The organism is Streptomyces sp. SDr-06 (genome assembly GCF_003324565.1).
Classification (GTDB): Bacteria; Actinomycetota; Actinomycetes; order Streptomycetales; family Streptomycetaceae; genus Streptomyces.
Window position 1 is genome coordinate 12,348 of sequence record NZ_QOLA01000032.1, and the last position, 22,222, is coordinate 34,569.

Annotated in this window: 21 protein-coding genes and 1 pseudogene; 9 read left to right on the forward strand and 13 right to left on the reverse strand. The window is 71.5% G+C overall.

Features of this window, described 5'->3' with window-relative positions; all coding sequences use genetic code 11:
• Window position 1: 1 nt before the first annotated feature.
• Both DT019_RS35880 and DT019_RS35885 read left to right on the forward strand, forming a co-directional pair.
• Window positions 2-949 carry a ribonucleotide-diphosphate reductase subunit beta gene (locus DT019_RS35880; protein ID WP_114041187.1) on the forward strand — a complete coding sequence of 316 codons (948 nt, stop codon included), beginning with the start codon at window positions 2-4 and terminating at the stop codon, window positions 947-949.
• A gap of 58 nt (window positions 950-1,007) precedes the next feature.
• Window positions 1,008-1,247 carry an acyl carrier protein gene (locus tag DT019_RS35885; protein ID WP_114041188.1) on the forward strand — a complete coding sequence of 80 codons (240 nt, stop codon included), beginning with the start codon at window positions 1,008-1,010 and terminating at the stop codon, window positions 1,245-1,247.
• A gap of 78 nt (window positions 1,248-1,325) precedes the next feature.
• Here DT019_RS35885 and DT019_RS35890 read toward each other — a convergent pair whose 3' ends face one another.
• The 5 genes from DT019_RS35890 to DT019_RS35910 all read right to left on the reverse strand — a co-directional run bounded on the left by DT019_RS35890 (window position 1,326) and on the right by DT019_RS35910 (window position 8,009).
• Entirely contained in the window at window positions 1,326-2,810 is a 1,485-nt protein-coding gene (locus DT019_RS35890; RefSeq protein ID WP_223279933.1) for an MFS transporter, read from the reverse strand.
• The gene (locus tag DT019_RS35895) at window positions 2,807-3,706 is read right to left on the reverse strand and encodes an ACP S-malonyltransferase (protein ID WP_114041189.1); all 900 of its coding nucleotides are present in this window, start codon (window positions 3,704-3,706) and stop codon (window positions 2,807-2,809) included. Before DT019_RS35895 ends, DT019_RS35890 begins: the two co-directional genes overlap by 4 nt.
• A gap of 40 nt (window positions 3,707-3,746) precedes the next feature.
• Entirely contained in the window at window positions 3,747-5,456 is a 1,710-nt protein-coding gene (locus DT019_RS35900) for a thiamine pyrophosphate-binding protein (RefSeq protein ID WP_114041190.1), read from the reverse strand.
• Window positions 5,453-6,694: an aldehyde dehydrogenase family protein gene (locus DT019_RS35905; RefSeq protein ID WP_114041191.1), complete on the reverse strand. Its 1,242-nt coding sequence runs from the start codon at window positions 6,692-6,694 to the stop codon at window positions 5,453-5,455. The genes DT019_RS35900 and DT019_RS35905 overlap by 4 nt, the downstream gene beginning before the upstream one ends.
• Before the next feature lie 136 nt (window positions 6,695-6,830).
• Entirely contained in the window at window positions 6,831-8,009 is a 1,179-nt protein-coding gene (locus tag DT019_RS35910; RefSeq protein WP_189390242.1) for an MFS transporter, read from the reverse strand.
• A gap of 231 nt (window positions 8,010-8,240) precedes the next feature.
• On the opposite strand from DT019_RS35910, the gene DT019_RS35915 reads away from it, so the two are divergent.
• On the forward strand, window positions 8,241-9,518 hold the full coding sequence (locus DT019_RS35915) for a helix-turn-helix domain-containing protein (protein WP_114041193.1): 1,278 nt from the start codon (window positions 8,241-8,243) through the stop codon (window positions 9,516-9,518).
• Here the strand turns inward: DT019_RS35915 and DT019_RS35920 are convergent.
• The 3 genes from DT019_RS35920 to DT019_RS35930 all read right to left on the reverse strand — a co-directional run bounded on the left by DT019_RS35920 (window position 9,508) and on the right by DT019_RS35930 (window position 13,415).
• Complete coding sequence (locus DT019_RS35920; protein ID WP_147267389.1) at window positions 9,508-10,218, reverse strand: hypothetical protein; 711 nt, start codon at window positions 10,216-10,218, stop codon at window positions 9,508-9,510. The genes DT019_RS35915 and DT019_RS35920 overlap by 11 nt on opposite strands.
• A 257-nt stretch (window positions 10,219-10,475) precedes the next feature.
• Window positions 10,476-12,401 (reverse strand): FAD/NAD(P)-binding protein, encoded by a 1,926-nt coding sequence (locus tag DT019_RS35925; RefSeq protein WP_147267390.1) that lies wholly within the window; start codon window positions 12,399-12,401, stop codon window positions 10,476-10,478.
• 309 nt (window positions 12,402-12,710) lie between these two features.
• Entirely contained in the window at window positions 12,711-13,415 is a 705-nt protein-coding gene (locus DT019_RS35930; protein ID WP_114041196.1) for an SDR family oxidoreductase, read from the reverse strand.
• Between the two features lie 237 nt (window positions 13,416-13,652).
• Here DT019_RS35930 and DT019_RS35935 point away from each other — a divergent pair, with 237 nt between their 5' ends.
• The 3 genes from DT019_RS35935 to DT019_RS35945 all read left to right on the forward strand — a co-directional run bounded on the left by DT019_RS35935 (window position 13,653) and on the right by DT019_RS35945 (window position 15,706).
• Window positions 13,653-13,856 (forward strand): DUF5708 family protein, encoded by a 204-nt coding sequence (locus DT019_RS35935; RefSeq protein ID WP_114041197.1) that lies wholly within the window; start codon window positions 13,653-13,655, stop codon window positions 13,854-13,856.
• Between the two features lie 103 nt (window positions 13,857-13,959).
• On the forward strand, window positions 13,960-14,601 hold the full coding sequence (locus tag DT019_RS35940) for a hypothetical protein (RefSeq protein ID WP_114041198.1): 642 nt from the start codon (window positions 13,960-13,962) through the stop codon (window positions 14,599-14,601).
• The gene (locus tag DT019_RS35945) at window positions 14,594-15,706 is read left to right on the forward strand and encodes a beta-ketoacyl synthase N-terminal-like domain-containing protein (protein ID WP_114041226.1); all 1,113 of its coding nucleotides are present in this window, start codon (window positions 14,594-14,596) and stop codon (window positions 15,704-15,706) included. The genes DT019_RS35940 and DT019_RS35945 overlap by 8 nt, the downstream gene beginning before the upstream one ends.
• Window positions 15,707-15,850: 144 nt before the next feature.
• Here DT019_RS35945 and DT019_RS39225 read toward each other — a convergent pair whose 3' ends face one another.
• From DT019_RS39225 to DT019_RS35965, 4 genes are all read right to left on the reverse strand, one after another.
• Window positions 15,851-16,198, reverse strand: coding sequence for a hypothetical protein (locus DT019_RS39225; protein ID WP_147267391.1), 348 nt, complete (start codon window positions 16,196-16,198; stop codon window positions 15,851-15,853).
• Window positions 16,199-16,584: 386 nt separating this feature from the next.
• Window positions 16,585-17,139, reverse strand: a complete 555-nt coding sequence (locus DT019_RS35955) for a hypothetical protein (protein ID WP_114041200.1) — start codon at window positions 17,137-17,139, stop codon at window positions 16,585-16,587.
• A gap of 79 nt (window positions 17,140-17,218) precedes the next feature.
• Complete coding sequence (locus DT019_RS35960) at window positions 17,219-18,280, reverse strand: NucA/NucB deoxyribonuclease domain-containing protein (protein WP_223279934.1); 1,062 nt, start codon at window positions 18,278-18,280, stop codon at window positions 17,219-17,221.
• 531 nt (window positions 18,281-18,811) lie between these two features.
• Window positions 18,812-19,714 (reverse strand): LysR family transcriptional regulator, encoded by a 903-nt coding sequence (locus DT019_RS35965; protein WP_114041201.1) that lies wholly within the window; start codon window positions 19,712-19,714, stop codon window positions 18,812-18,814.
• A gap of 189 nt (window positions 19,715-19,903) precedes the next feature.
• On the opposite strand from DT019_RS35965, the gene DT019_RS35970 reads away from it, so the two are divergent.
• On the forward strand, window positions 19,904-20,197 hold the full coding sequence (locus DT019_RS35970) for a DUF1330 domain-containing protein (RefSeq protein ID WP_114041202.1): 294 nt from the start codon (window positions 19,904-19,906) through the stop codon (window positions 20,195-20,197).
• A 279-nt stretch (window positions 20,198-20,476) separates the two neighbouring features.
• Here DT019_RS35970 and DT019_RS35975 read toward each other — a convergent pair whose 3' ends face one another.
• A complete protein-coding gene (locus tag DT019_RS35975; RefSeq protein ID WP_114041203.1) occupies window positions 20,477-21,334 on the reverse strand; it encodes an MBL fold metallo-hydrolase in 858 nt (285 codons plus the stop codon).
• Between DT019_RS35975 and DT019_RS35980 the strand changes: the two genes are divergently transcribed.
• Window positions 21,323-21,664, forward strand: a complete 342-nt coding sequence (locus tag DT019_RS35980) for a winged helix-turn-helix transcriptional regulator (RefSeq protein ID WP_114041228.1) — start codon at window positions 21,323-21,325, stop codon at window positions 21,662-21,664. The two genes, DT019_RS35975 and DT019_RS35980, sit on opposite strands and share 12 nt — an antisense overlap.
• Before the next feature lie 371 nt (window positions 21,665-22,035).
• Window positions 22,036-22,140, forward strand: a pseudogene (locus DT019_RS41165) (transposase); the annotation flags it as partial.
• Window positions 22,141-22,222 lie beyond the last annotated feature (82 nt).

Below are 22,222 nucleotides of genomic sequence, written 5' to 3' on the forward strand. Positions count from 1 at the left end.
CATGACCCGTTGGAGCACCCTGTTGCTCGACGACGCATCCCTCGCACAGATGCCGGAGCTGCCGGTCGACGACGTCCTGCGCCACGCGGATGTGGTCACGGCGCAACGGATGAAGCCCCAGGCGCTGTACGAACGCTGGGAGAAGCAGCAGTGGTCCGCGCAGGCGATCGACCTGGAACGGGACCGCGTCGACTACGAAAAGCGCCTCCCCCGGTCCGCGCGGAAGGCGCTCGAGGAGTCCATCGCCACCTTCATCATCGGCGAGTACACCGGCCTCGACCTGCTCGCGCCGATCCTCACCGGCGCCCCGGAGGAGATCGACCACCTCTATCTCGGCACCCAGATCGCCGACGAGACCCGCCACACCCAGCTCATGCTGCGCCTCGGCGAGGAAGTCCTCGGTCTGGACCCGGACCCCAAGCGGATGCTGGTCCAGGCGTGGAACCTGTGTACGCCCCCGCACCGCGCGCTGAGCCGGCTGGAGACGGAGATCATCCGCGAGGTCCAGGAGCGGCCCGCCGACTACGAGACCTGGCTGCGCACCGTCGCCCTGTTCCACCTCATCTCGGAGGGCGTCCTGGCTCTCGTCGGACAGCGCGCCATCGTGCAGTCGCTGCACGAGGTCCCGCTGTTGCCCGGCGTCAAGGCCGGCTTCACCGCGATGTGCCGGGACGAGTCACGGCACGTCAGCTTCGGTCTGCACGCCCTGCGCCAGGGCGTGCGCGAGGGGCACGCCGACGCCATCCGCGACGTCATCGAGCAGGCCACGCCGCTCGCGCTGGCCATCGAGGAGGGCGGTGACGTCAAGGACTCAGGGACCGGCGCGACGATGCGCAGCCTGGGCATCGACAGCCTGCGCCGCCAGCTTCGGCTCATCGGCATCGACGAGAAGTTCGCCGATCACGTCGTGGGCCTCACCGAGCGCGCCGCTCCCGCCGAGGGCCACTGAGACACCGGACGGCACTCCGTCCGCACCGCACCGCATTCACCTGACAACTGGAGAAACCATGACCCGCGAAGAGATCATCACCGGCCTCGCCGAGATCCTCAACGAGGTGGCCGACGTGGAGCCCGCCGACGTCACCGAGGACAAGTCCTTCATCGAGGACCTCGACGTCGACTCGCTCGCCATGGTGGAGGTCATCGTCTCCACCGAGGAGCGCTTCGGCGTCAGCCTGCCGGAGGAGGAATTGAAGGAACTGCGCCTGGTGTCCGATGTGGTCACCCGGATCGAGAAGCAGCTCTGAGCCGCCGGGGCTGCTGAGCGCCCGCGTCCCGGCGTTACGCGAGACGCCGGGACCCGGAGCCGCGGAGACCGGGCGCCGTCACTCCTTGCGGGAACGGATCGCGTAAGACCAGGACCAAAGCGTGTCCACGACGTACACCGTGATCCAGGTCCGGCCGATCCACCCCGGGGCGCCGAGGGCCCACAGCGCGGCCTCGCCCACCGCGAACAGCGCCGAGTGGACGTACCAGCCCTGCCGCTCCCGGCGGGCGCGCTCGCCTGAAGACGGGGCCGCGACGTCCCCGTCTTCCAGCTCCCCGCCGTCCTTCGCCGCCGGTACCGCGCCCTTTGCCGGGCCGTTCGCCGAAGCGTCCACGGGGCCGCCCTCGGGGCCGTCCGCCGAGCCGCCGGCCGGATCGTCCTTCGGCAGGGCGAGGGCCCGGATCGCGTACGGCACGAGGACCGCTCCGACCAGCGACGCACTGGCCGCCACCGCGCACGCCGCGACCCAGCCGACCGCCTGGTAGAGACCGCCCAGAGCGGCCGCGCCGACCGTGACGCCGACCAGGCGCGCACCTTCGTACAGACCCATGCCGAGTCCGGGGTGGTCTCCCGCGGCGGCCGAGACCGTCGCCTGCTCCACGGGCGTCTGCGCGGCGAAGCAGGCCGCCGCGAGGGCCCACAGCACGGCGATTCCGGTGGGCGTGGGCACGATCGCGAGGCCGGCGGCGAACAGGGTCCCGGCCGCGAAGGCAACCACCATGGTCCGCTCCCGGCCGAGCGGACCGGTTACGCGGTGGGCGTGCTCGGGCACCAAAATGAACACGAGGAAGCCCGGGCAGAACACCGCCATCACCTGCGTCGGTGACAAGCCGTCACTTTGCAGTCGCAGCAGCAGGATCAGCCACAGGCCAGCCTCCCCCGCCGCCGTGATGGCCGCGACGGTCATGAAGGGCAGGGTGCGACGGCCCGGTGGTCCGCCGTGGGCCGGACGGGCCCCCGGCGCGGACCCCGGGGACCCGGGCGCCGTGGCCAGCAGCACGGCGGCGAGGGCGCTGGCCGCCGCGCCGGCCCAGAACACCGCCGCGTAACCGGAGTTGCCCAGCAGCACGAACGCGGCGACGTACCCGACGAGCGCCCCGCGGCCCTCGGCGGCCAGCAGCGCGCCGTACGCGCTCAGCCGGTCCCCGCCCTGCTCGCCGGTCCAGGTGCGGACGGCGACCCAGAACAGCGCGCCCCCGGCGCCGCCGACGGCCGCCGCCGCGAAGGCGGCGGGCAACGGGCTCGCGAGGCCGTCGGCGAGGGCGTATCCCGCGCAGGACAGCGCGTATCCGGCGGCGCCCACCGCGGCCGTCAGCCGCCGGTCGAAACGGTCGGCGAGCGCACCCGCCAGCGGGCGCACCACCAGCGAGACGACCGCCTCGACGGCGATTAGTGCGCCGGTCACGGCGGGGCCGGCCCCGAGGGCGGCGGCCGCCCACAGGGGCAGCAGGAAGTCGAGCACCTCCGCGGGCGCACCCGCCAGGGCCGCCGCGCGCAACACCCGCCGGAAGGAGGGGGCGCGGGACGGCGTGGCCTCGCTCAACGGGTGGCGCCCTTCGGCGTGATGACCTTCGTGGGGAAGGCGTTACCGGTGATCCGCGCGAACATGTTGCGCGGGCCTGGAATCCATACCTCCCGCACGCCGCCCGCGTGCATGCCTCGCAGCACCGTCTCCCAGTGGACGGGTGTGGTCCAGCCGTCCAGCAGGTCCTGCTTGATCTCCTCGGCGTCGGCGAGCAGCCGCCCGTCCACGTCAGACAGGAAGGGGATCGTGGCGTCCCGCCACTCGATGCCGCCGTAGACCTCGTCGTGCAGCCGCCGGCGGAGCCCGCCGACGGCTGAGCAGTGCTCGGCCCGGTTCATCGTGTAGAAGGGGAAGCCGCCCTCCTCGCGGACGCGCTCCTCGAACCGGGCGAGCGTGGTGAGTTCGGCGGACACGGCGTGCACCCGCTCGTCCAGGATGACGGACAGTTCGGCCCACTCGCCGCGGGCGCGGACCTCCGCCAGCAGGGCGTCCACCTGTTCGTGGGCGAGCCGGTAGAAGAAGTGGCAGCCCAGCGGCCGCTCCAGCGAGTCGAAGTAGTCGGTCTCGACCACGACGCTGCGCCGGACGAGTTCCAGCGCCTCCTGGTAGGCGAGGGCGCCTGAGCGGACGGCGGCCATGAACGAGCCGAAGCTCTGGCCGCCGCACAGCGAGGGCGCCGCGCCGTACTTCTCCTCGGCCCAGTCGGCGAGGGCGAGGGTGAGGGCCATGTAGCCGGCCTCGTACACCTCCCAGTCGTAGATCGACGCCTCGCGGTAGGCGTCCTGGAGGTGGTAGCCGAGGACCTCGTCGGCGGCCGCGAACCGCCGTCTGGCGTGCGGGTCGCCGGTCACGAAGTCCCGGATGGCGTCGTAGCCGCTGGGGACGAGGCCGGGAAAGAACATCACTACGGACATGGCACTGTGCTCTCTGGTCGTCGAATCGGGTACGTGCGCGTCACGCGTCCTCGCGATGCGGGAAGTCGCCCGCCGCCCCGTCCATCCCGGGGGGCCGGTCGGACAGCGCGACGCGCACCTCGATCACGGCGGAGACGCCCTTGGCGCAGTACTCCCAGGCCTGCGCGACGGCGTCGTCGAGGTCGTCGGGGCCTGCCACGGACCAGTGGCCGAGGCCATGGGCGCGGGCCAACTCCCTTGTACCGGTTGGCCGTTCATTGGTGAACGCAAAGCGGGAGCCCGGGCCGCTGACCCGGTCCAGGTTGGTCTGGAGCCAGCCGTAGCCGCCGTTGTCGAGGACGACGTAGAGGACGGCCGCACCGGAGTCGGCCAGGGTGGGCAGTTCGGTGCGGAAGAGGTTGAACGCCCCGTCGCCGCACACCGCCACCACCGGGCGGTCGCCGGAGGCGAGTTTGACACCGACGGCCGCGGCCGCGCCGAAGCCCAGCGGCGTCTGCTCGCTGGGCACCACCGAGCCTCCGTCGGTGCCGCACGTCCAGTGGGGGTGGAAGTACGACCACATGTCCTGCAACCCGTTCTCCTGGACGAGGACGCGGTCGGCGGGCACGGCCCGGTCGAGCGCGGCCAGCACCTGGGAGACCGCGACCCCGTGGTTGGCCGCGGCCGCCGCGGCGGCGCTCGCCCGGCCGGCCGCCCGGTCCCGCAGACCGGAGCGGACGGCGGCCGCCCGCTCTGCCCACGACGGGTCGGGGACGTGCCCGGCGAGGAGTTCGGCGAGCCCGCTCACGGTCCGCCCGACGTCCCCGAGGACGTAGATGCCGGGCCCAGCCGTGACGACGGAGTCCTCCGCCGCGACGACCTGGACGACGGGCAGGCCCGCGCGATCGGGCCAGCCGAACGTCGCGGTCTCCTCCAGGCGGCTGCCGAGCGCGACGACGAGGTCCGTCTCCTCCCACAGGGCGGTCGCCGGGGGCACCGTGTAGAGACCGGAGACGCCGCAGAAGAGGGGATGGTCCTCGGCGACCGTGCCGCGGCCCGACGCCGTGGTGAACATGCCGGCGCCCAGCAGACCGGCGAACCTTTCCAGCGCCCGATCTGCGTTGCGGTGCCGTGCCCCGCCGCCGACCAGCAGCAGCGGCCGACGGGCGGCGGTGATCAACTCGGCCGCCCGGGCCAGTACGTCCGGGTCGGGGGCGAGCCGGTGCGGCGCCGCCGGGCGCCAGGGGGCGATGTCGGTGACAGGCTGCTGGGCGGTGCTGTCGGGTATCTCGACGTAGACCGGGCCCGGGGTGCCGTTGACGGCCACGGCGGCGGCCTTCTCCAGGACGGCGGGCAGCCGCTCGGGGCGGTCCACGCGGACTGCCCACTTGGTGAACGGGCGCACCGCGGCGAGCTGGTCGAGTTCCTGGAACGCGCCGGTGCCGACCCGGTCGAGGCCCGTGCCCCCGGCGACAAGCAGCAGCGGAACGGCGGCCGACGTGGCTTCCAGCAGGCCGGTGAGCGCATTGGTGACGGCGGGCCCCTTGCCGACGGTGCAGACGGCGAGCCGGCCGGAGGCCAGCGCGTGGCCGCAGGCCATGTGGACGGCGTTGCGCTGGTCGCGGCACAGGACCATGTCGACGGTCGTGCCCTCCAGTGCGCCCAGCAGGTCCATGTCGTCGCCGGGCAGGCCGTACACGGTGGCGAGCCCGAGGTGGCCGAGCCAGTCAGCGACGGCCGCCCAGGCGGTGGGGAAGGAAATGGTGCTCATCGGTCCGCCTTCGGGAGGTGTTCGGCGACGGCCTTGGAGATCAGGACCGGCTCGGCCCTCAACTCTCCGCCCACGCTGATGTAGTTGGCCTGGCGGCCGAAGCCCCCGAAGGGAGCGTTGCCGTCGTCGATGGACAGCAGGGTGGCGTCCTCGGTAACGGTGGCGCGCCGACGCAGCGCCTCGGTCAGGCGCGGGGCCGTCCCGTACACGCTGGCGCCGAGGGCCCGTTCGGTGAACACGCCGGTGGTGAGGGTCGCGGCCAAGGCGTCCTCGTCGCGGTAGCCGACGACGTTGAACACCGGCGCGAAGAACTCCGGGAGCTGGAAGCGCGGGGTGACCTCCCCGCCCACGGCGACGGCGGGCTCGACGCGCCGGCTGCGGAAGTCGACGGCTCCGCCGTGCACGATCCGGCTCCGGTTGCGCGCCAGGTAGAGCGCGGCCTCCTCCAGGGCGCCCTCGTAGAAGATCGGCCCGTAGTCGGCGTCGGGGTCGGTGTACGGGCCGTAGCGCAGCGCTTCGACCTCGGTCACCAGAGTGTCGACGAACTCGTCCAGGAGGTCTTCGTGAACGCAGAACAGGTCGGGGCCGAGGCAGTCCTGGCCGGAGTTGAGCGTGCGGATCTCCACAGCGTCGCGCACGGCCCGGGCGAGGTCGGCGCCCGGAGCCACGACGAAGGGGTTGACCCCCGAGCCGAGGAAGAGGAAGAGCTGCTCGGGGCGGAGCCGGGCGCGAATCTGCTCGGCGTTGGCGTAGGCGCCGGTGAATACGACGACGTCCGCGGGCTCCACGCGGTCCTGCAGGAAGTCGCGCTGGCTGGTGGTGGAGATCTCGACGGGCAGACCGTGCTGATCGGCAAGGAGTGCGTGGAGCTTGATCATCTGCTCCTTGACCTGGCTGGACGGCCGGAACACCAGCTGCTCCGCGTAGAGCGCGGGCACCAGCAGGTAGAGGACATAGGAGTAGAGCAGGACGTTGGACGGCATGAAGGCGGCGAGTCTCGGCACCCTCGCGGGGCGGTACTTCTCCGCCTCGGCGAGCGCCCCGTCCAGAGTCCTGACCGCCGCCTCGATCTCGTAGCCCGCCGCGCGGTGGGTGGAGATCTCGCAGAGCAGTTCGTGGACCGGCCCGGGGTTCTCGATCAGGTGCCGCCGGACCCTTCGCAGCGCGTGCAGACGGTCGGCGAAGGGGATGCCCTCCACCTCGGCCGACGTCGCTGACCGGTCGAGAACAGATGTCATTTCTCTCCCTCAGTATGTATGTGTATACAGAGGTAGCGTCAACATATAGTCATCGATTGTCAAGCATAGTCAAGGCTGTGGGTGATCGGCCCCGCACCCGCGCGGAGGTGCCGGTTCCCTCCGCGCCCGGGCCCGGCTACATCTCCCGCAGCCCCGGCGCGGCCCAGCAGCAGGCGACCACGAGCAGGTAGGCGCCGGCGACGGCGAGGAGCGTCCACGACAGGCCCAGCAGACCCACCGACGCCACGGTGGCCGAGGCCCCCAGCGGCACGGCGACCTGCGCCAGCGTGTCGACCGCGGCCGTGACGCGGCCGTACTGGCCGCGCGGCACGTGCCGTTGCAGCGCGGCTGTGCGGACCGGCCCCACCGGCGCTGCCGCGGCACCGAGCACCGCGAGCAGCATGGCGCCGACCGGGAGTGGCGGCAGCGCGGCGAGCGGCAGGAGCAGCAGTCCGGCGAGAAGGCTGGAGCGCAGGTAGACGGCCCGGCCGCCAAACCGGTGGCCGACCGAGGCGAAGCCGAGGGTGCCGGCCACCGTCCCGAGGCCGAACGCCATCAGCAGCACGCCGAGCGCGGCCGCGCTGTCCAGATGTTGGTATGCGTACGTCACGAGGATCACGCCGGAGAGCCCGCTGTCGAGCGCGTTGAAGGCGGCCGACGAGACGGTCACGGTACGCAGCAGCCGATGGCGGTACAGCGTCCGCAGTCCGGCCCGCAGTCCGGCGAGGTACCGCTCGGCCGGCCCGCCCGCACCGGCGGGTTCGGGGCGGGCCACGTAGCAGGCGATGACCAGGGCGGCCAGGCCGCAGGCCGCAGCGTCGAGCAGCAGAACGCTGCCCGCGCCCAGGAAGGCGGCCGCGGCACCGCCCAGCGGCGCGCCGACCAGGTGCGCGGTCTGGTGCACCCCGCCCAGTAGCGCGTTGGCCCGCTCCAGGGGAGTTCCGGCCTCGTCTGCGAGTCCGGACACCAGGCCCGTGACGGCCGCGGCCCCTGGCACGTCGAGCATGCTCGCGGCGAGCACCAAAGCCGTGAGGGCCGGGAATCCGAGGGCTCCGAGGTGGTGCAGCAGCGGAATGCACGCGGCCGCCGCGCCCCCCACCCCGTAGGATGCCACGGCCATCGCCTTGAACCCCCAGCGGTCGACCAGGGGACCCGCGACGAGCCCGGCGGCCACCGTGCCCACGGCGACCACCGCGACGATCAGTCCAGTGCGCGCCACGCTCCCGGTCGTCTGTAGGACGAACCAGGGCACGGCGACCAGCATCATGGCCTCCCCGAGCGCCCCCACACCCACGGCGGCGAACAGCGCCCGCATCCCCCAACCCCTACGCCGCCCGCCTCCCTTCCCTATGACGGCTATTGACTCATACATGACTCTAGTATGACCTTCATGGGGGATGATGCCGCCGGAACCTAGTTACAGGGAGGCGGAAGGGACCGTGCATGCAACGAATGCGGGCATCACACTCCGTGGTCGGCGGGTAGACTGCGCAGTCATGGCAAGTGTTGGGCGGCCCGGCACACTTCACTTCAGCGAGCGGTCTTGATGGTCGAGCAACCGGAGTTCGGGAGACGAGTGCGCGAGATCCGCGTCGCACGCGGGCTCTCCCAGTCGGACATCGCGGGCAACGGAACGTCCCCCAGCTACGTCTCCCTCGTCGAGAGCGGCAACCGCACCCCCAGCCCCAAGGTGGTGCGGGCCCTCGCGGACCGCCTGGGCGTCTCGGTCGACGAGCTGTCCTCCCCTGCCCCCCAGGAACTCCAGCGTCTGCACCGCGTGGAGCTGGTGGGCCGGCTGATCTCCGCCCGGTCCCGCCAGAGCACCGGTGACCTCGCCTTCGCCCGGGATGAGCTCCTCGATGTCATCCGGGCGGCCGCGGCCGCCCGGATGGAAGAGATCCAGTGGGAGGCCCGATGGGAGCTGGCCGTCACGCTGGGTCGCCTGGGCGAGGCCGACGCCCGCGAGGAGGCGCTGCGACAGCTCCTCTCCGACCCGCTCACCGACTCCTCCCCGCTGCTGCGCGCCCGGGTCGCCGTGGAGACCGCTGACGTGCTGCGGCACGCGGGCCGGCTCTCCGAGAGCGTCCTCCTGTCGGAGGAGGCCCTGCGTTCCGTACCGGACGACGGGACGGCCGTACCGGAGCGCGTCCAGGCCCAGGTGAGCCTGCTCTCCGGGTGGCTGGCTAGCGGCGAGTGGGAGCGCGGTGCCGGGCTCCGCGAGGAGCTGCTGAGCTCCGCCGACGCCCTGCCCGCGGGCCAGTTGCAGGCCACCGCCCTGTGGGTGGCGGCCGAACACCACTATGCGGCGGGCGAGCCGGAGCAGGCCCTCGCCGTGATGGACCGCGCCCTGTCCCGCGCCGATCCCGCGGCGGACATGGCGACACGGCTGCGGATGCTGTGGGCTGCCGCGCTGCTCCATCTGTCCGCTGGTGACGAGAAGACCGCCGGGGACCTGGCCGAGCGGCTCGCCCAGACGGTCGCCCTCCTGGGCACGTCAGCGGACGCGGTCCGGGTCGCGACGCTCCGTACGCTCGCCGCCCTGCGCGCCGGCACGGTCGACCGAGCCCTGGAGCACGCCGGAGAAGTCGTCCGGGGGCGGGCGAAGCTGCCGCCGCTCGACCGGGCGGGCGGCGCCGTGGCCGCGGCTCGCGCCCAGCGCACGGCCGGGCACACGGCCGACGCCGAGGCCGAATACCGCACCGCCGCCGCGCTGTACGAGGCGGCCGGCGCTTACCGGTCCGCTTCGGCCGTGTGGCGGGAACTCAGCGTCCCCGCAGATGCCCCCGCCACTTCGGCCGATCATCCGGCGATCGTCACCCCATGACGCACCCCCGCGGTGCTCCCAACCGCCACACGCGCACGGCGCGCAGCGGTGCGGACGTCGCGGCCGCGGCCACCCAGCCACCCTGCGTCTCCGGCAGGTCGACGACGTAGGCACCCCGGAGCCGCTGTCCGCCGCCGGGCAGCGGCTCGGGTACGAGCACCTCGCCACCCCAGCCGCCCGGCAGCGCGTCCACCTGGTCCGCCAGGGACAGCCTGCCGGGGCCCGCCAGCCGGAGGGCCGCTTCCTTGCGAGCCCACAACCGGGCCAGGAACCGGGGACGTTGGTGTTCCGGCGCAAGATCCGCCGTGCGCCGTTCGTGCACGGTGAACGGCAGGTACGCCGGTGCCGCGAACGTCCGTGGCACCGGGTGCGCGCTGAGCGCCACCTGCGTGCCAGAGGCCAGGGCAACCCCGAGCCGTCCGCCGTCGTCACAGATGGTCACGCCGATCGGCAGGCCGTCGACGCGCAGTCGCCCGTACCCGTCCCGGCTCAGCGGGACCTCGTGTTCCCGGCGACCCAGCAGGTCGGCCAGCAGGCCGCGCAGCCGTCTCTCGTTCCGGTCACGGAACGGTTCGCCGTCTGGTCCGGAGCGCCGCCCGTCCTCCTCGGTATCGAAGGAGAACACGTGCAACTCGCCGTCCTCGGCGGAGCGGACTGTGCCGGGCTCCCAGGGCGCCGGCCCCTCAACTGCGGTCTGCAAGACTTCCCCCTCTGCGGCCCGGGTCAACGGCCGCTTTCCTCGGTTGTTCTTTGCGAGGACGCGGTCGGCACGCCGGTCGCACGCGCACGATCGCATCCGGGCCCCCCTTCGCCCTGTGCCAGGCGCGGGTAATTCCCCTTCGTGTCCAAGGCATCTGGTCGGTTTTCCATGGACGATCCCAGGCTAGCTTCTGCGGATTCTGCCGGTAACGGAAGGTTTCTCATGAATTGGAAGATCCTCGGCGCGAGTTCATGGGGTCAGCGGGCGCCGAGGGCATGGCGGGCGACGATGTCGTTCTGGCGGAAGAACACGGCATCGGTCCCCGGTCTCGGGAACTGCGCGGGCCCCGCCACACTCCGGTCGCGATGGATCCGCCCGTCCGTCCCGACGGGATGCAGCGCGGGCCCGGACAGGCAGATCCCGCCCGTGCCAGTCTCCCCGGTCCGCTCCTCGGCCAGTTCGCCACGGGCCCAAAGGGCCCGGATCATCGGGTCTTCGGCGCGCTCGGGCCCGGCCCGGTCGAGTCGGGCGTCGAGCAGCACCGAGCCCTCGTACGCCGCGGGCACCGCCGGGCTGTACGCGCGGACGACCCGGCGTCCCGCGTCCGTGATCGCGGGCTTCACCGTGGTGCCGGGTCCGACGAAGGTGACGACGCCCGCCTCGGCCAGCGCCAGCAGCCGCTCCGCGCGCGCCATCGGCGGCCCGGAGCTGAGGAACGCGCCGAAGGCGAAGCGGTCCAGGGCCTCCACCACGTCGTGCGGCGACAACCCGCCGCCCCGCCAGAGCTCCTCCACCACCGCCCCCGTCACCATGAGGCCGTCCACCACGGCGGAGTCCCCGGAGGCCAGCGGGTCCCTGCGCCGGCGCAGATCCGCCGCCATCTGGGCGCGTACGTGGCCCTGTAGGTCCTCGGGTCCCTCGAACCGCAGACCCGCGAGGGGCGCTTCGAGGCGGTCGAGGTCCAGCCGGTCGGAGGGGTCGGGCACGGCGGTATGGACCAGCTTCGCCTGTCGCTCGTCCCCCGCCGGGAATGAGCGGAAACTGCGGTCGAACTCCGGCCAGTCCATCACCGCGCGCCCAGGCCGGGCGGTGCGGAGCTGCCGGTAGTGACGCCATGTCAACTCGGCCACCACCAACGGCCACACGTCGCGGCGGAAGCCCGCACCGGGCCGGGCGAGCGCCTTGCGGCAGGCGTCGAGCGTGGCGATCCGGGGCGGTCCTGCCGGTACCGCCGAGGTCAGCGCGGGGCGGGGTGGCAGGGGCACGCCGCGCCGGGAGCCGGCGACCAGGTGTGGTTCGCGCCCCGACGCCAGGTACCGCAGCCGTCCGCCCTCGCGGACGAACTGCCCGCCGCGCCCCTCGGTCAGTAGCATCGCGCAGTCCACGAAGACCAGCCCAAGACCCCGGGTGACCACCCGTGCGCCGGGCGGGATCGCGGCCAGCCGCTCCGGGTCGGCCGGGCCGGGCCCGATACGGGTGACACCATCGGGACCGGGCTCGGGCAGTGTCCCGCGGTGACCGGTGGCGAACACGACGTGATCGGCCTCCAAGGGCGCCGATCCGTCGTCCAGGACCACCCGCTGCCCCCCTCGCCCCGTGCCCCCCGGCCTCTCGGTCTCGGTGCGGAGCACGTCGACGGCTCGGGCCCGGTGCACCAAGAGCCTCACTCCGGGCGGCAGTTGGGCGGTGACCCGGTCGAAGAACCAGCGCAGATAGCGGCCCTGGTCGGCACGGGAGGCGTAGGCGCCGTCGTGGAGCGGCCCTCCGAGCCACGCACCGGTGGTGGGCCCCGGACGGGCCGGGCCCGCGCAGGCGACCGAGGCGTCCGGGAACAGGGTGACGTCATCGGCTGCGGAGTTCATCCACAGCAGCCGCGGCTGGTCGGTCCGCCAGACGCGGCCGGCCCCCGGCGGGAACGGCTCGACCACGTGCAGATCGAGCCGCCCGCCGCGCAGGACATCCGGGGCGTTGGCGAGCACCCGCTCGACGATCGAGGCACCGCGCGGCCCGCAGCCGATGACGCAGATCCGGCGGACGCGGGACGGGTCGGACGGGGCCGGGACGGCCACGGAGGCCGCCGATGCCTCGGGGACGCGGGGGGTTTCGGGAGCGGCCGACATATCGAGGACCGCCGGTGTCCCGGATGCGGCCGACGCCTCGGGTACGGCCGGCGACTTGGACACGTCCGAGGCATCGGGTGCGCCGGGCGCCCCGGGTATGAGGGACGCGTCCGGTACCGGTGCGGGCGGCACGTCCCGCGACCGGCTCGTGGCCAGTAACCGGGCCTTGCCCGACGAGCAGGCCGCGTTCGGCGACCGGCTTCCGTCCACCGCGGGGAATGACGGGCGTTTGAGCCCGCCAAGGGCCGGAACTCCGGCGTTGTTCATGGTCTTTCCCCCGTTGTTCGTCTGTTCCGTCTGTGCTTGCCGCTTGGTGTCCGGGTGCGGCTGCCGCGCGTCCCGCGTTGCCACCGGTGGCGGGGCGGCCGAGCATCAGTAGCCCATGCCGGCACCTCCGTCCACGGGGACGACGGCACCGGTGATGGCACCCGCGTCGGAGCCGGCGAGGAAGGCGACCGCGGCGGCAACCTCCTCCGGCCGGACCATGCGGCCCATCGGCACACCCGCCAGGATCGCCTGGCGGCGGGCCTCGGGGAGCGCGGCCGCCATGTCGGTGTCGGTCAGACCGGGCGCGACCACGTTCACCGTGATGCCGCGGCCGCCCAGTTCCCGGGCGAGCGAGCGGGCGAAGCCGATGAGACCCGCCTTGGCCGCCGCGTAGTTGGCCTGCCCGGCCTCGCCCGACAGTGCGACCTGCGACGACAGCAGCACGATGCGCCCCCGGCGGGCGCGCAGCATGCCGCGCACGGCCCGCTTCGTGACGCGGTAGGCGCCAGTCAGGTTGGTCAGGACGGGCGCGGCGAAGTCCCGCTCGGACATGGAGACGAGCAGCCCGTCCCGGGTGATTCCCGCGTTCACCACCAGCACCTCCACAGGACCCAGCTCCTCCTCGACCCGGTCGAATGCTTCACGCACGCTGTCAAGGTTCGTGACATCGCAGGGCACACCCAACACCTCACCGGGCGGCGGTGCCTGACGGTACGTGACAGCGACACGGTATCCGTCCGCGCTGAGCCGTCGAGCGACGGCCAGCCCTATCCCTCGGTTGCCGCCGACGACCAGCGCGGTGCGCGTCATCGTTTCCCGCCTTCTTCGCCGGTCCGGAGCGAGGGTCGAGATTCCGCCAAGTGGTATGCGAGAGCAAACGATCGGCTCCTGCTGGGGAGGAGGCTCCGGACCTCCGAGTACGCCGAAGGATGGCGCCCCAACTCATCCCGTGGGAGGACATCAGATGCCGCGAAGCGCCCTAGCCTGGCCAGTAATTCCTGAAAAGGTTTGCTCAAATACGCCTGAGACTCCAGGAGGTTCCACCCCATGGCATCCCCCGCCAAGCACTTCGCAGAAGGTGCCGCCACGTTCGGCGTCGGGCTCGCGCTCCGCCTGTTCACCGAGGACGTCCACATCCCCGTCTTCACACTCACGAAGGTGGGTGTCGTTCTGATGTTCATCGGTGGCATAGAGATCCTCTACGGCGTGTACCGGGCGGCAAGCAGCCGGAGCGGCAGGACCAGCTCCTGACAGAGCCTGCAACAAAAGTCATGCGATTCAACCATTATTGACTTGGCATGACTAGGCGCCTCAAGATACCCCCCAGGATCATGAACTGGACGGGGTGAGGAACATGACAGAACGCAGGACCGGCACGGAGCCAGGGCCCTACGACCACCCCGCTCTGGCGCTGGCGGCCACGGCTGCGGCCGCCGCGGCCTGCGAGGCGGCCAGGTCCGGCCCGCTGCCCCTGCTCGCCGAACCGTCACTGCACACCAAGCCCGTGGATGCCGTGAGCGCCGCACTCGACTCCGCGTTCGCCGCCCTGGCGCCGTCGCCGCGCGCCACCGCCCCGCTGTACGTCCTGTGCAACGACTACAGCGTGCTGGCCGCCCGGCGCCTCGCTGCCCGCTGCACCGACCCCGTGCGCCGGCTGCGCCCGTCGGACTCGGTGGCGGCGGAGACCTCCGAGCTGGTGCGCCCCTGGCTGACGGCCTCCGGCCGGACCGGCCGCTGCTACCTGCTGGCAGGGGCGACCGTCTCCGCGGCACTGCGTCTCGCCGACCCGGCGGCCCGACCGGCCACCGTGGTCTGCGAGTTGGCCCTCGTTCCCGGCGAGGATCCGTACGCCCCAGGACTGCTGGCTGTCGCCGCCGTGTGGGGTGGCGCGGAACCGGCGGCCGCCCCCGCGTCGGCCTGGCCGGCCGTCGCGGCGCCGCCCGCTTCCGGTCTGCTCACTAGCCTGTTCCAGGAAGGACGTGCGGCCCGTGTCTGAGGTCGTCATCAGCGGAATGGGCCTGCTGACCCCCTTCGGGCGGGGCGTGGACGCCTACTGGCGCGGGCTCACCGAAAACCGGACCGCGCTGGCACCCGCCCGCCGCTTCGCCGTCCCCGCCTACCGGGGCGAACCGGTGGGCGAGACGACGGAGTTCACACCCGACGGCACACCCCGCAAGCACGCTTACGCCGCGACGGCCACCCGGGATGCGCTGTGCGAAGCGCGATTGCCGAAGCTTCCGGACGGCACCCTGGCGATCCTGGTGGGCCAGGCCCCGACGCTCTTCGGCGGCTCCCCTCTCGACGCGGAGGAGCGGGAGTTCCTCGGCCCTGCCGCCGGCGAGGTGCTCGCGGGCGCGGACACTGTGCACCTGACGCACGCCTGCGCCTCGACGCTGTTCGCGATCGCCTTCGCCCACGAGGCGCTGCGCACGGGAAGCGTGCCCGCCGTCGTGGTCACCGGAGCGACCGCCCTGAACCACTACGAGTACGCCAGCATGGACGTGGTCCGGGCCGTCGACCGCGCCGCCTGTCGGCCCTTCGACACCGAACGCGGCGGCATCTCGCTCGGCGAGGGCGGCGGCGCGCTCGTCCTGGAGACCGCCGCCAGCGCCCGCGCCCGCGGCCTGGACCCCGACCTTGTGGTCGCCGGCACCGGCAGCCGGGTCGCCGCGGGCAAGTCCGTCGCCTCAGACGAGACCTCCGTCGCGGACTGCCTCCGCGAGGCGCTGGACTCCGCCGGCACCGATCGCCTCGACTACGTCCACGCCCACGCCACCGGCACCGCCCAGGGCGACGCCGCCGAACTCCGCGCCTTGGATGCCGTGGCGGGGGAGCGCTCCTGGAGCGGCGTCCCGGTCAGCTCCCACAAGGGCGCGATCGGCCACCTGCTCCACATTTCCGGCGCCCCCGGCGTGGCCGCGGCGGCCATGACCCTGCGCACCGCGACCGCCCCGCCCACTCCCGGCCTGCGTACCCCCGAACGAACCACCCGCCTGATCCTGCCGACCACCCCGCTCCCCCTTCCCCGGGCACGGTTCGCCGCCGTCAACAGCTTCGGCTTCGGAGGGAACAACGCGACGGTGGTCCTGCGGCGGGACTGAGCGACACCGCAGGTTACGTCAGGGACGGGCGTTGCTACCGCGGTGAGCTGTGCTCACCCTTGACTGCCCTGGTCGGACCTGAAGGATCGGCTGGATGCCGGGCGGCCAAGAAGGCGAGCGGTCCGCCTGCTCCTCTTCACTGGATCAGTCGGCGTGTATGGAACCCCAGTCGAAGTTCTGGCCGCAGGCGGTGCCCGAACCACCGGTGTGGATCTGGTTGCGGTTGCAGCTGCATGACCTGCCCCTTCCAGCGGTGTTGATCGGGGCGGATTCTGGGCGGGTGATCCCGCCGTTGACGGTGCGGATGGAGTGGGCGAGCAACTCGCAACGCACGGCGGCGATGTAAGTACGCGACGGCTGACAAATGGTCTTGGCGAGGACGTCCGGACGGGCAGCGCGTTCCGCGGCCGGATGGCCGAGGGCGAGGGGGCTGAGCGACTGCTGGCCCTGATGGCCAACCACCCAGTGGTGGCCGGAATCGTCTCGCGGCACGGGCGAATGCGCACGGACTCCACTCATGTGCGATCCAGAACCGAGCCCGCGCCGAAGAGGAAACCTGCGCCCCGCCGCCCAGGGGCGGCGCCACTGCCGCTACCGCTGCTGTGCCAGAACACAGCCCGCCCCGCCGCCAGTTGACCACAAGAAGATCACCAACAACATCCCGCGCGTGGGCCGGGGTCGTTGATCGACACACCTCAGCACAGGCCTGGTTTTCCGAAAAGCCCCGACAACCGACACGGCAGCCGCGTGGGCATTCGCCCCCGGCCGATGCCGGGCGCAGGGCTCAAAGTTCGGGGAGCTGGGCCCAAGCAGCCCGAGGCGAAGCAGGCAGGGCGCTCTGGTGCGCGGCTGCTCGCTGCGGCGCGACACGGCGCAGGTCATTGCTGCCAGGTGGCGGCGCTCTGGTCGAAGTCGTCCTGGTAGGAGCGGCGCAACGTGAGATCGGATTCGGTCGGCTCCGGGTGCACGGGCGGCTTCTGGGGGGCGGTCCACAGCTGGATGAGGTGGTGCTCGTCACGGTCCCCGACACGGGGTTCGGGGTTTGCGGTGCGGCAGTACAGGCGCATCCGGATCCACGCCGGTACCCGGTCGGTGGGCAGTGCGAGCGGGCCGTCGTCGGGTTCGGCCTCGTCGAAGTCGCCGCTGCCGAGGATGAGGATGAGGGGAGTGAGCTCGGTGGCGTGCAGGCTGATTTCCTCGGCGGGACCCCAGCCCGGGCCGATTTCGGGCGGGGGCGTCTCATCGTGGGTCTGGACGGTGATGGTGATGGTGCCGGTATCGGTGTCGGTAAGGATGTGTGCCGTGTCGTCTCCGACGGGCCCGCACCTCCAGCCGTACGGCCACTGGGGCGGCCATTGGTATTCCTCACCGAGTGCGAGGAGGTAGCCGTGCTCGCCGGTCTCCGGCGTCAGGGTGCTCTCAGCGATGATCACGGTGGATTCCTCACGCCGGAGGGCACCCCCGGCATTCGAGGGTGCCCCATGGTGCCGTTCCGATTCAGCCTGTCAGAGGTCAGACGATGACGTAGAACGCGTCGTGGTCCATCACGTGCATGGGGCGGCGCCAGTTCGTGATGCGGGCGCCCTGGGTGTTGTTCTCGTTCGGGCTCACCCACGTCGTCTCACGCTGCGAGGCCGGCAGCTTCGTGCCGCCCTCGTACGTCGAGGCGAACGGGTACTCGTCACAGTACGTGCGCCCCACCCGCTTCATGTCCGGCGGCGCTGTGCGGCCCCCGCAGACCGCCCTGCGGTTGTCGTTCTTCTGCTTGGTGTTGATCATCCAGTGCAGGGGCTTGCCACCGTTCGGGTCGCCGTAGTGGCCTCCGCGGGCGCGGAGCGTGCGGATCCCGTCATCGATCCAGGGGATTCCCACCATCGACACCGCAGTCGGCTGGTCTGTCATGGCGCAGCCGGAGGTGCCGTAGTAGTTGTCACACCGCCACGTCGCCGAGGGGTAGTTGGTCGATCCGGGCACGTGGCCCGGTTTGGTGTACTGGAACGCGTACCTGGTCTGGGTCTTGCCGTTGATGCGGCCCTTGCGCATGGGCGCGGTCGTGTAGGTGACGCTGCCCCCGGAGCCCGTGTCGAGGAGGTGCGGGCCATAGTGCGTCTTGGCGCTGGTGCCGTTGCCGGCCGTCGCCGTGACGGACACGGTGATGCCCTTGCCATCGCCGGTGGTGGTGGCCTTGGAGAGCTGGAACTTCTCCTCCCAGTCCGCCGACTTCGCATGCAGCGTCATCGTGTGACGGGCGGTGAAGGTGGCGGTACCGACCTGCTGGGGGACACCGTTGACGATCCGGATGACCTTGAGGCGCAAGGTGACCCATTCGCATTCGCTGAAGCGGTTGATCGAGATCATGTTGATCTTGCATGTGGCGTTCGCCTGCGGTGCTGCCGCCGCCCCCGGAGTGGTGGCCGACGGAGCCGGTTCCACGGCCACCGGCGCGATGTCGGCCTGGATCAGGGCTGGGACGGCTGCTTGATGCGCGGCCGCCTGCGAAGACGCTGTGGCCGGCACCAGCAGCCCGGCCGCCAGGGCCGAGATGGTGAGACCTCTGATGATCTGTATTCGCAAGATGTTTCCCCCTTGCGCCGTGCGACTCCCGAGGGCCGTGTTGCCCTCAGTGGGCGCGGCAGCGGTCAACGATCGTACGCACGACCGAAGTTGCCGAGTAGGCCTTTGCGCCAAAGTGGCCGAAATGCTGACCACTGGCCCTGGCCACCTCGTGCTCTCAAGCCTGCACCGGCCCGAATAGGACAGCCCGGCGAACGGCCCCAGGCGCCTGTGCAACTGACCTTCGAGCACGCCCAGTCGGAGGCCGTCGGCGCTTCAGGGGTGCGTCCAGGAAAGGGGAGTACGGGTTCGATCTGATCCGGTGATTCGTTCGGGCACCGAGGTAGGTCCCGTAGGGATGAACGGTCGCTGGCTGATCTCCGAGGTGTCGAGGCTGCGAAGGAGATCACCGCGATGAACGCGCCCGGCAGTCTGTCCTGCACGCCCCCCGTGGAAGCCGACTCTGCCGCGGGAGTCCCGATCTGCTGTGCCGTCTCAGCAGTCAGTGCGGTAAGTAACTGCCGACGTCCGTCTCGCCTGGCCTCTCGCGCGTCAATCCGTCAGCCAGTGCAGCTCCTGCGCCAGGGTTTTGGCGACCGCACGGACGCGGTGGTGTAGCGGCGACTGTTCGCGCGGGAGGACCAGGTGGATCGTCAGGCCGGGCGCGCCTCGCAGCGGTCGCCAGGTGAGTCCGGCCGGTTGAGTCGTGACCGCGGCTTCTCCGGCCGGGGCGAGGGTGATCCCGTCGTACAGGTCGCGCTGAGACATGTCGAAAGAGACCGCGGACGTGCGGAATTGGGGGTGTGGCCGGGTGTCTCGGAACAGGGCGGACAGTTGATCGTGGATGACTGGGTTGGCCGCGCGGTCCGGGAGCCGCAGCGGATACGCGGCCGCGTCGGCGATCTCGATCTCCGGCTTTTTGGCCAATGGGTGGTGCTGCGCCAGCTGGACCCCGACCCGCTGACGCCGCAGCAGGTAGCGGCGCACGCCGCGGCCCGGCTGTTCACCACGGGTGATCCCGGCATCGATGCGGCCGTCGGCGACCGCGTGGGAGATCTCCGGTGTCGCCATCGGGACCGCCCCGACCTCGAGTCCGCTGTTGTCGCGCATCAGACTGTCCACCAGGGCCGGTGTCGTCCCGGCCCCGGTGCTGAGGCTGTATCCGATGCGCAGCGTGCCCAGTTCACCGGCCGCGGCGCTGCGGGCGGTGTCCCATGCCCGGTCCAGTGCTGCCAGCGCGGGCGGCGCTGCCTCCGCCAGAGCCGCCCCGGCCGTGGTCAAGGCGACGCTACGGGTGCTGCGGACCAGCAGCGCCGTGCCGAGTTCCTTCTCCAAACGGCGCATCCGGGCGCTGAGTGCGGGCTGTGCGATGCCGATCCGCGCGGCCGCGCGGGTGAAGTTCAACTCCTGCGCCAGCACCAGGAAGTACCGCAGGCTCACCGTATCTGGCGCCACGTTCCCTCCCCGCCGATTGATAACGATCGGTTCTGAGTCTATCCCGTACCGGTCTTTCCCTGGACCGCGCATCCGGCTCTAACCTGCGCATATGACGATTCGACTGACGGCATTACCCGTCGCTGGAATCGGTCGCTTTGAGTGTCAATTCGACGTCGGACGTGTCCGGCAGAACACAGGAGGCTTTCCATGGCCAAGGGCTACTGGGCCAGTGTCTACCCCGCCATTTCCGAACCGGAGCGGCTGACTGCCTACAACGAGCTGGCCGGACCGGCTGTCCGGGCCGCGGGCGGGCGGACCCTGTCCCGTGGCGGTCGAGTCGTCGCCCACGAGGCTGGGATCTCGCAACGCGCCGTTCTGGTCGAGTTCGACAGCTTTGAACAGGCCGTCGCCGCATACGAGAGCGAGGCCTACCAGAAAGCGCTGGTGGCCCTCCCCGACGGCTTCGAGCGCGACTTCCGCATCATCGAAGGCGTCGACTGACCGGCAGGCCCAGCCATCGCTGAGCATCCGTCACCTCGTACGCACACACGGTCGCACGATGTTGAATGACGACTCAGGAGAGGTGTTCGGAGCCACTGGTATTTGACCGGCATCGGTCTGCCCGGGGGAATGCGGCCGAATGGAATTTTCCTGCTACTCAAGGGCTTCCTGGCCGTCGTTCCGCGGTACGAAAAGCGGGCGGCGCATGTCTTGTACGGCACGGTGTCCCGCGACGTCGCGATCCGTCCGTGACTCCGTTGACGCTCCATCGGGGTGGGATCACGCGCCGGTGGGCGTGGTGAAACGGGCGAGTTCCCAGGGGTCGTGCGCGCTGAAGACGCTGACCTGGCCTGCGTGGTCGCGGTGCAGGGCACGTAGCCGGTCGCGGGTGGCCACGTGGGCTTCAGCGTCGGTCTGGGCTCCGTCTTGGATCGGGACGAAGGCGGGGTGGCGCTGCGGCGGGGTCTGCTCGATCTCGCCGTGGTACATGTACGCGTCTCCCGCGTGCAGGAGCCATCCTCCGCCGGCATCGCGTACGGCGACGCCCGAGTGGCCCGCCGAGTGGCCCGGCAGCGGCACCAGCACCAACTCACAGACCAGTCCCTGCGGACGTGCCTCTCCGGAAAAGCCGAACCATCCTGCGCCGTCGTCCGGGACGGCGGCCGTCAGCAGCGGGCCGTGCGCCCGGTGCGCCGGCATGAAGCGGTCGAGGCTGTGCCGGTGCCACGGGTTCGAGGGGTCGGTGACGGCCGCGTACTCGGCCGGGTGAACGTGCACCCGTGCGTGGGGAAAGTCCGGCAGTCCTCCGGTGTGGTCGCGGTGCAGGTGCGTGAGCACGATGTGCCGCACGTCTTCTGGTGCGTAACCGAGGCGGACGACCTGCCGCAGCGCGCTCTCCTCGGGATACCGTGCGGGCTGGGCGTAGGCCACCCAATCGGCGCCCAGGGTCCGGCCGGGGTCGTGCCGGTCCGCGATACCAAGGCCGGTGTCGACCAGGATCAGCCCGTCCGAGTCCGTCTCGATCAGCAGGCAGTGGCACACGGTGGCCAGTTGGCCGGGCGCGGAGCCCGCGAGGCGTTCCTCGCCGAGCAGGGGAATCGCCCGGAGAGAACCGCAGTTCAGGTGATGGATACGCATGAGGACCCCCAAGAGAAGTGGGCGGGCTGTTCACGCGAGACGTTAGAAAGGAGCGCTGTGACTCACCAAACGGTTGGACACACACGCTCGGTTGGCCGCGGCCCGCTGGCAGACTGTCCCGACAGCGCGCTTGTTGACCCGCTGGCCCAACTGACCAGCGCGGGAGTGATCGAGCGCCACCGGACGCCCGGTTGGCCACCACGAGTCCGTTACACACTCACGGCGCGCGGACGAGCACTGGAGCCGGTGGTGCGCAGCATGTGGGAATGGGGCACCGCGCAACAGCAGGACACCCGCGGCCAATCGGTAGGCCCCTCGGACAGGCCGTAGACGTTTCTGTTGGGGGTCGCTGTCTGTCGTGCCGGCCTCGTCGACAACCTGGCTGAGGCGTACGACCAGCTCGGAGGCCTGGACAGCACAGCCACCGGTGATCACCAGCGGGTACGCGGGCCGCCCGTGCGTTGCTGGGCCAGGTGCCCAAAGTTCGCCCAGCCCTGGGCGGCCACGCTGCTGCGGACCGTCTTCGAACAGCCCGACGCCGATGCCGTCCAGGCCCCGACGCGGCAGGCCCTGGACGCGCTGGAGGCCAAGTTCCCAAGGCCACATGCCACTTGGATGCCGTCCAGGGCGATGTGCGGGCGTTCACCGCGCTCCCGCGCGAGAGCTGGCGCCAGATCTGATCGAACAACGCGTAGGAACGGCTGAACGAGGAGATCCGCCGCCGGACCGACATGGTCGGCATCGTCCGCGGCCGCACTGCGCTCATCCGCTTCGTCGGCGCCGTACTGGCCAGGCAGTACGACACGTGGACTGAAGCCCGCCGCCAGGACCTGCCCGGTGGGTGGGTGGCGAGCCGGGGCGGTCGATTGTTCGGGGCCGCGGAGCCGA